The sequence below is a fragment of the Flavobacterium sp. genome (assembly GCF_049590715.1).
Lineage (GTDB): Bacteria > Bacteroidota > Bacteroidia > Flavobacteriales > Flavobacteriaceae > Flavobacterium.
In genome coordinates this window covers 1-3,709 of sequence record NZ_JBAWDL010000190.1, presented here as the reverse complement: position 1 = coordinate 3,709, position 3,709 = coordinate 1, and the positions used below count along the sequence as shown (strand labels likewise).

3 protein-coding genes are annotated in these 3,709 nt (G+C 35.0%); all 3 read left to right on the top strand.

Annotation, left to right across the window (positions count from 1 at the left end; translation table 11 throughout):
- Positions 1-592, top strand: a 592-nt coding sequence (locus WBQ70_RS08625; RefSeq protein ID WP_423912953.1) for a family 16 glycosylhydrolase, incomplete at its 5' end; no start/stop codon positions are given.
- Positions 593-641: 49 nt separating this feature from the next.
- A complete protein-coding gene (locus WBQ70_RS08620) occupies positions 642-2,402 on the top strand; it encodes a sulfatase-like hydrolase/transferase (protein WP_423912951.1) in 1,761 nt (586 codons plus the stop codon).
- 51 nt (positions 2,403-2,453) lie between these two features.
- Positions 2,454-3,709: glycoside hydrolase family 2 protein (locus WBQ70_RS08615; protein WP_423912948.1), on the top strand; the 1,256-nt coding region annotated here is incomplete at its 3' end.

Below are 3,709 nucleotides of genomic sequence, written 5' to 3'. Positions count from 1 at the left end.
TTTTCATCCATCGAACGTGAGTTTAGAAAAAGGAGATTTAGTGATTAAGGTAAACCAACACGGAGACGAAAAACTCCCCGAAGGTTTTACGCATTCGACTGGTTTTATCGTGAGTAAAGAGAAATTCTTGTACGGTTATTTTGAAGCCGAATGTAAGTTAATGGACGCCCCTTGGGTTTCGGGTTTTTGGATGAGTAATGGCACAAAAGATTGGTGGACTGAAATTGATATTTGTGAAAATGCCCCTGGAGTACTTCAAAACCGTCATGACCTAAATTCTAATATCCATGTCTTTAAATCTCCAGAAGACCAAGGTAATGTAAAATCACATTTCTCTAGAACGGAAAAGTATTATTTTCCAAAAGAATTACAAGCCGATTACCACGTTTGGGGATTAGAGTGGACTGCGGAATACATTCGTTTTTACATCGACGGAATCTTGTTTAGAGAAGCAAAAAACACACATTGGCATCAACCGTTAGCCATTAATATCAATTGTGAATCTAACAAATGGTTTGGAGCCTTACCAGATGACAACCGTCTGGATGGCGAAATGCATGTGAAGTATTTTAGAGCTTGGGAGAAAAAGTAAAAATAAAATTTCTTTTTTTATTTCAAAACAACAACCAAAATAAGTAATTATGATTATTTCCAGACAGTACCCCATTTTATTCTTACTATTTGCAGTACTAAATTTTTCTTTTGTACCAAAAGGTATAGCACAAAAGAAAAAGAATGTAGTCCTTATTTTAATTGATGATTTGAGTCACCTAGGAGTAACTTCCTATGGCGCAAATAAATTAACATCCATTAAAGGATTATTCGAAAACACAGTATTTGAAACTCCCAACATTGACAAAATAGCTAATGAAGGTGTTCGATTCAATAATGCGCATGCCTATCCATTATGTGAAGCCAGTCGAATTGCGTTAATGTCCGCAAAATATAATTCTCGAAATCTACTTCGTCCAAAATCACAACACCATTCCGATATCACTATCGGAGATGTTTTTAAAAAAGAAGGTTATGAAACTGGGATTTTTGGAAAATGGAAACAAACAAGAGGAACTAGTGAAATTCCAGGTACTCAATATATTTATGAATTTGGATGGAATGAATTCACCTGTTTTGATGTAACAACCGAAGGACAACGCTATATCAACCCAAACTTAGTAGTTAATGGAAAAACTGTTGATTATACCGGGCGAAAAGATTTAGATCCACAAACAGGTCGCAGATGGTATGGTCCCGATATTTGCAATCGTGACGCTTTAAGATTTATCGACAAAAATAAAGACAACCCGTTTTTATTGTATTACCCAATGCTATTGGTTCATGATGACCATAAACCGACACCTGATACGAAGCCTAATTCTCTTTTTGATAATTTCGATGAAGCCAACAATAACAAAAATGGACATACGGGTGACGACCAGAAATACCTTCCTGATATGGTCGCCTATATGGACAAACTAATTGGGAAAGTAGTTGCAAAACTAGAAGAACATAAGCTAAGGGAGAATACTATTATTGTTGTAATGGGTGATAATGGAACAAAGGAAACTTTTATTCATGTATGGCCAAACGGTGATCAATATCCCGGTCGTAAAGGGGGAACATCTGATAACGGTACTCATGTACCTTTAGTAATTAGTGATCCTACTTTAATTAAAAAATCATTTCAATACAATGGAATGACAGACATTGTTGATATTTTACCATCACTTTGCGAAGCTACAGGTATTACAATTCCAAGAAAAAATGAAATTGATGGTGTTAGTTTTTGGAATAATTTAATTACAGGAAAACCTAAACACCGAGATTATATTTACACTTGGTACAACAACAATCAACTCTACACGGATGAAACGGAATTATTAAGATTCATTCACAACGAAAATTTTAAATTCTATGCTCCTAATGAAGAATTCCCTCAAGGTCGCTTTTTTGATGTGCGTACAGATCCATTTGAACTTGTAGGCGATCATTACAAAACTAGAAAATTTAGTCTCCGTTTGTATGATGGACTAAATCTAAAAAAGTTAACGCTTGAACAAGAAAAGGGATATCAATATTTGAAAAAAGAAATTAAAAAATTTGATTTTATACCAGTTAAAAAACTTGAAATAACAACTAAACCAGAACAATGTACTGTTGGAAATATATTGCAATTGGCTCATCAAATCTATCCTGAAAATGCTACAAGAAACAACATTATTTGGTTCTCTTATAATCCTAAAATAGCCTCTGTAGATAAATTTGGGGTGGTAAAAGCACATCAAAAAGGGAAAGTTACCATCAGTATTTATTCATGGGAGGATGCTTATCCATTGGCAGCAAATGAAAAAACAACCTTCAAAAAAGAAGGTATACAAGATTCATTTCAATTGACAGTCAACTAGCATCTTTTTATAATTTATCAATTACTATAATTCATTTAATATTAATACTATATGAAAACCATTTTTCAAAACCTTATTCTTATTTGCTTCGTACTTGCTAGTTCGTTCACAGGTGAAGCTCAAACTAGAATCAAAAAATCCATCAATTACGGTTGGAAATTTCACCTTGGTGATCCTGATCAAAAACTATATACATCCGATTTGGATGATTCCAAATGGGAGTCCGTTAATGTACCGCATTCACTGGAACTTACATCGATGAATCTCAACGGAAACAAAGATGATAAATACCAAAAAACCTTCATGCGTAACGTAGGTTGGTATCGAAAAAGTATTGACGTAACTGCCAATAAAAGCAAGAAAGTCTTTTTAGAATTTGAAGGATCGCACCAAATTACGGATGTTTGGGTGAATGGTAAACACGTGGGACAATATGCTGTAGGTGGTTATACGCCTTTTCATTTTGATATTTCTAACTTTGTAGTTTATGGATCCAAAAACCTTGTAACAGTAAAGGCTGATAACCGTCGTAACGAAGTAACACCACCGGATCCAGGACCAATGGATTATATAAAATTTGGAGGTTTATACCGTGATGTTTATTTGGTTGAAACCAATACGTTGTACCAAACTTTCAATTGGGAATCGGATATTTCAGGACAAAACATCACAACACCTACCGTTGATCCTGTGAATCTAAATGGTACCGTAAACATCAAAACTGGTATTCGTAACGAGACCAATCAAATCCAAAAAACAACGGTTATCAATCGAATCATTGATGACAAAGGAGTCGTGGTTTTAAAGCTTACGCAAACGAAAGATATTCCTGCAGGTGCTGAAGTGCAATTTAACGAAATAGGTAGTATTGAAAATGATTTCCATCTTTGGTCCACTGATAATCCGTACTTATACCGAGTGAATACCACAATTTATAAGAACGAAACCTTAGTCGATGAAACCGAATGTAAAATGGGGTTTCGTAAAATTGAAATCTCAAAGACACAAGGTGTACTCTTAAACGGAAAACCAATTAAATTAGTTGGTGTAAACCGCCATCAACATTATGGTTTTATAGGTGATGCGATGCCTAATTCTTTGCACTACAAAGACGCCTTACAACTCAAAAAACTTGGAATGAATGTCATTCGTACCGCACATTACCCACAAGACAACGCTTTAATTGAAGCTTGCGATGAACTTGGAATCTTAATTTATGAAGAAGCGCCTACTTGGATGTCTATTGGTAATGAGGCTTGGTTTGACAATTATGAAAAAGCAGCACGCACTATGGTACGCAACCATCG